This window comes from Streptomyces sp. 13-12-16, from assembly GCF_002114215.1.
In the GTDB taxonomy this organism is placed as follows: Bacteria; Actinomycetota; Actinomycetes; order Streptomycetales; family Streptomycetaceae; genus Streptomyces.
Genome location: NZ_NCTE01001386.1, coordinates 1 through 4,835 on the forward strand (window position 1 = coordinate 1; position 4,835 = coordinate 4,835).

A 4,835-nucleotide genomic window follows, 5' to 3' on the forward strand; every position below is an offset into this window, starting at 1 on the left:
CCGCGTCCGCGCCTGCGGCGCCCACGGCGTCGCCGCGCACTGGCGTCTGGCCCGCGCCGGCGTGCTGCGCGAGGCCGCGCGCGGCGGACTGTTCACCATGGTGTGGACGGTCAACGAGGACGCGGCGCTGCGCGGCTTCCTCGACGATCCGCGTGTGGACGTGCTGATCACCGACCGGCCCCGCCGTGCCGTGGCCCTGCGTGACGCACACCCCTCCGCTTGACGACCATCCGCTCAAACCATTGACAATGGGCCGCTCAAGTTTTCTGCTGGAAGTCCGGAGAGGTGCCCTGGCGGAAGGGGACAGCGATGGGACGTGCGGTCGGAATCGACCTGGGAACCACGAACTCGGTGGTGGCCGTGCTGGAGGGCGGTGAACCCACCGTCATCGCCAACGCGGAGGGCGCCCGGACCACCCCCTCGGTGGTGGCCTTCGCCAAGAACGGCGAGGTGCTGGTCGGCGAGGTCGCCAAACGGCAGGCCGTGACGAACGTCGAACGCACCGCCCGCTCGGTCAAGCGGTACATGGGCGACGCGCACTGGCGGTTCCCCGAACAGGGCTCCGTCGACGGTACCCGCTACACGGCGCAGGAACTGTCCGCCCGGGTGCTGCAGAAGCTGCGCCGGGACGCCGAGGCGTACCTCGGCGAGGACGTCACCGACGCCGTCATCACCGTACCGGCGTACTTCGACGACACCCAGCGGCAGGCCACCAAGGAGGCCGGGGAGATCGCCGGCCTCAAGGTGCTCAGGATCATCAACGAGCCCACGGCGGCGGCCCTGGCGTACGGCCTGGACAAGGAGAACGACCACACCGTCCTCGTGTTCGACCTGGGCGGCGGCACCTTCGACGTGTCGCTGCTCGACATCGGCGAGGGCGTCATCGAGGTGAAGGCCACCAACGGCGACACCCACCTCGGCGGCGACGACTGGGACCAGCGCGTCGTGGAGTACCTCGCCAAACGCTTCAAGGGGCAGTACGGCGTCGACCTGGCGCAGGACAAGATGGCGGTGCAGCGGCTGCGGGAGGCCGCCGAGAAGGCGAAGATCGAACTGTCCTCCTCGTCGGAGACCACCGTCAACCTGCCCTACATCACCGCCTCCGCCGAAGGCCCCCTGCACCTCGACGAGAAGCTCACCCGCGCCCAGTTCCAGGAACTCACCGAGGACCTCCTGGAGCGCTGCAAGAAGCCCTTCCACCAGGCCGTCAAGGACGCCGGCGTGGAGCTCTCCGCGATCGACCACGTCATCCTGGTCGGCGGCTCCACCCGGATGCCCGCCGTCACCGACCTGGTCCGCGAACTCACCGGCAAGGAGCCGCACAAGGGCGTCAACCCCGACGAGGTCGTGGCCCTCGGCGCCGCCCTCCAGGCGGGCGTCCTGCGCGGTGACGTCAAGGACGTCCTCCTCCTCGACGTCACCCCGCTGTCCCTGGGCATCGAGACCAAGGGCGGCATCATGACCAGGCTGATCGAACGCAACACCACGATCCCCACCCGGCGTTCGGAGATCTTCACCACCGCCACCGACAACCAGCCCTCGGTCGGCATCCAGGTCTACCAGGGCGAACGCGAGATCGCCGCCTACAACAAGAAGCTCGGCGTCTTCGACCTCACCGGTCTGCCCCCGGCCCCGCGCGGCGTCCCGCAGATCGAGGTGGCCTTCGACATCGACGCCAACGGGATCATGCACGTCTCCGCCAAGGACCTCGCCACCGGACGCGAACAGAAGATGACCGTCACCGGCGGCTCGGCCCTCCCCAAGGACGACATCGACCGCATGATGCGCGACGCCGAACAGTACGCCGAGGAGGACCGCAGGCGCCGGGAGGCCGCCGAGACCCGCAACCAGGCGGAACAACTCGTCTACCAGACCGAGCGGTTCCTGCGGGACAACGGCGACAAGGTGTCCGGCGAGACCAGGGCCGAGGTCGAGTCGGCCGTCACGGAGGTGAAGCGGCTGCTGGAGCAGGAGTCCTCCGACACCGCCGGAGTGCGGGCCGCCGTCGAGAAACTCGCCTCCGTCAGCCAGAAGATGGGCCAGGCGATGTACGAGCAGGCCCAGCAGACCCCCTCGGAGGGCACCGGACGGCACACCCCGCCGCAGGACGACGACGGCGTCGTCGACGCGGAGATCGTCGACGAGGACAAGGACACCGGCCGGCGCGAGGACGGCGCGGCCTGACCGCCGTACGGGTCAGGGCTTGCGGGCGACCCCCGCGTACACCGGCACGATGCCCTCCGCCTGCGCCGCCACGTCCTCCGCCTCCGGACGCCAGCCGTGCACCGGGATCACCCCCGGGCCCAGCAGTTCGAGGCCGGTGAAGAAGCGGGAGAACGCGGCCAGCGAGCGCGGGTGGAAGGGCGTACCACCGCGCCGGAAGTGCTCCGCCGCCTGCCCGACGGCCTCGGGGCTCAGATCGGGCGTGACCTGGGAGAGGATCAGGAAGCTGCCCGGCGCGAGCGCGGCCGTGTACCGCTCCAGCAGGCCGTACGCGTCGTCGCCGTCGGGGTCGTCGTCCAGGTAGTGGGTCAGCGCCACCAGCGACAGCGCCACGGGCCGGCCGAGGTCCAGCGACTCGGCGGCCCGGCGCAGCAGCGTGTCCGCGTCCCGCACATCGGCGTGCACGTACCGCGTGCTGCCCTCGGCGGTGCCGTGCAGCAGCGCCTCGGCGTGCCGCAGCACGATCGGGTCGTTGTCCGCGTACACCACGCGGGACTCCGCGGCGACGCCCTGCGCCACCTGGTGCAGATTGGGCTCCGTGGGGATGCCCGTGCCGATGTCCAGGAACTGGCGTATCCCCGCCTCGGCGACGGTGCGCACGGCCCGGTGCATGAACCGGCGGTTGGCCCGCGCCCCGCGTAACACCGTGCCGTCCGACGCGAGGATCCTCCGCGCCAGCTCCTCGTCGACCGGGTAGTTGTCCTTGCCGCCGAGCCACCAGTCGTAGACCCGGGCCGGATGCGGCCGGCTGGTGTCGATGCGGACGGGCGCGGTGTCGGATCCGGTCATGGGCAGTCCTCTCCTCGGGGATGCGAAGGCATGCTCGGGCGCGCGGCTCAGTAGTGCTCGCGGCACTCCCGCAGCAGTTTCTCGGTGCGCTGTGTCGAGGCGGCCCGCGCCGTCATGTGGTCCAGGACCTCCAGGTGCGCCGACACCTCCTTGCGGGAGTCCAGGTACAGGGCGCCGGTCAGATACTCGGTGAACACCATGTCCGGCAGCTCCGGCTCGGCGAACCGGAACAGCGAGAACGGCGCGTACGTCCCCGGGTGCGGGCCGTCCGCGAACTCGGCGATCTGCAGCGTGATCCGGTCCCGCGCGGACCACTCCAGGAGCTTGTCGAGCTGGTCGCGCATCACCCGGCCGTCGACGCTCACCGGACGTCGCAGCACCGTCTCCTCCATCAGCACCCACAGGTGCGGCGGATCGGGGCGCTCCAGCAGCCGCTGGCGCTCCATGCGCAGCGCCACGTGCCGTTCGACCACGTCGGGCCCGATGTTCCCGACCGTCCCGGCTTCCAGCACGGCACGCGCGTACCCCTCGGTCTGCAGCAGCCCCGGCACGAAGTGCGGTTCGTAGGAGCGGATGATACGGGCGGCACCCTCCAGGCTCACGTACATGCTGAACCACTCGGGCAGCACGTCGCCGTACCGCTGCCACCAGCCCGGCCGGTTCGCCTCCTCGGTGAGCTCGACGAACGCCGCGGACTCGGCCTCGGGCACTCCGTAGGCGCTCAGCAGCAGCTGGACGTACGGGACCTTCAGCGCGACCTCGGCGGTCTCCATCCGCCGTACGGTCGCGGGCGCCACCCGCAGGATGCGGGCGGCCTCCTCCCGTGAGAGGCCCGCCGCCTCCCTCAGTTCCTGCAGCCGCCTTCCCAGAACCACCTGGCCCACGGTGGGTGCGGCCCGCCGCTCACTCACGCCACGCCTCCCCAACGCGCCCGGGCATGCGCTCAGTCTGTCATGTTCTTCCGACACTCTCACGAGTCGCAGGTGACCGCCCTGTTTCACTGGTCCTCCGGTCCTCGCCGCATGACCCGGAAGGCGCATGGCCCGAGAGGTACATGGTCCGAGAGGTACATGGTCCGAGAGGTACATGACCCGAGAGGTAATCGACCCGGCCCCGCCCGCACGGGATCGTGGACGCACCGGGTTCCGGGCCGGCGCACTCCGGCCCGGGACCCGGCAACCGACCCCGACGGAGGATGATGCGTCATGTCCGCGACCCAGCTCGCCGCACTCGCCCGGACCGTGGAGCCGCAGCGGATGCTGCGCCGCTTCCTGGCCCTCGACGCCGTGGTGACCGGTGCCAACGCCGTCGCCTACCTCGCCCTGGCCGGACCGCTCGGCCGGTTCCTCGGGGCCGGTTCCGGTCTGCTGCTCGCGCTCGGCGCGTTCCTCGCCGGGTACGCGGCCTGCGTGGGCCTGCTGGCCGCCCGGCCGCACCCGCCCGCCCTCGGCGTACGGGTCGTCGTCGAGGCCAACCTCGCCTGGACGGCGGTGAGTCTCGCCGCCCTCGCGCTGTGGCTCACCCCGACCGCGGCGGGCGCGGTGTGGACGGTCCTCCAGGCGCTCACCGTGGCGGGCTTCGCCCTGCTCCAGCACATGGCGCTGAAGGAGCGTCAGCTCAGCCAGGACTGAAGGTACTCGGCCGTCGCCGGGTCCGCCGGGAGCAGGGTCTCCACGGCCAGCTCGGCGACGGTCACGTCCATGGGCGTGTTGAACGTGGAGATCGACGACACGAACGACAGCGTCCGCCCCCCGTGCTCGATCACCATCGGCAGCGCGAAGTACGCCACCGGCTCGGCCGGTTCCCCCGGCGGGCAGGCCCAG

At 71.2% G+C, this 4,835-nt stretch carries 4 protein-coding genes and 2 pseudogenes; 3 read left to right on the plus strand and 3 right to left on the minus strand.

Features of this window, described 5'->3' with window-relative positions:
- Together B7767_RS41210 and dnaK are read left to right on the plus strand one after the other, a co-directional pair.
- Nucleotides 1–223 (plus strand): annotated as a pseudogene (locus tag B7767_RS41210) (glycerophosphodiester phosphodiesterase); the annotation flags it as partial.
- A gap of 86 nt (nt 224–309) precedes the next feature.
- Nucleotides 310–2,184, plus strand: a complete 1,875-nt coding sequence (gene dnaK, locus B7767_RS41215) for a molecular chaperone DnaK (protein ID WP_085576320.1) — start codon at nt 310–312, stop codon at nt 2,182–2,184.
- Between the two features lie 12 nt (nt 2,185–2,196).
- On the opposite strand, the gene B7767_RS41220 is transcribed toward dnaK, so the two are convergent.
- Both B7767_RS41220 and B7767_RS41225 read right to left on the minus strand, forming a co-directional pair.
- Complete coding sequence (locus B7767_RS41220) at nt 2,197–3,012, minus strand: SAM-dependent methyltransferase (protein WP_085576321.1); 816 nt, start codon at nt 3,010–3,012, stop codon at nt 2,197–2,199.
- 47 nt (nt 3,013–3,059) lie between these two features.
- On the minus strand, nt 3,060–3,923 hold the full coding sequence (locus B7767_RS41225) for a helix-turn-helix transcriptional regulator (protein WP_085576322.1): 864 nt from the start codon (nt 3,921–3,923) through the stop codon (nt 3,060–3,062).
- A gap of 294 nt (nt 3,924–4,217) precedes the next feature.
- On the opposite strand from B7767_RS41225, the gene B7767_RS41230 reads away from it, so the two are divergent.
- On the plus strand, nt 4,218–4,643 hold the full coding sequence (locus B7767_RS41230) for a hypothetical protein (RefSeq protein ID WP_085576323.1): 426 nt from the start codon (nt 4,218–4,220) through the stop codon (nt 4,641–4,643).
- Here the strand turns inward: B7767_RS41230 and B7767_RS45475 are convergent.
- A pseudogene (locus B7767_RS45475) lies at nt 4,625–4,835 on the minus strand (transcriptional regulator); the annotation flags it as partial. The gene B7767_RS41230 and the pseudogene B7767_RS45475 overlap by 19 nt on opposite strands.

Excerpts from the sequence above, each read along its gene's own strand:
- dnaK (WP_085576320.1), top strand. The coding sequence starts at position 310 with ATGGGACGTGCGGTCGGAATCGACCTGGGAACCACGAACTCGGTGGTG.
- B7767_RS41220 (WP_085576321.1), bottom strand. The coding sequence starts at position 3,012 with ATGACCGGATCCGACACCGCGCCCGTCCGCATCGACACCAGCCGGCCG.
- B7767_RS41230 (WP_085576323.1), top strand. The coding sequence starts at position 4,218 with ATGTCCGCGACCCAGCTCGCCGCACTCGCCCGGACCGTGGAGCCGCAG.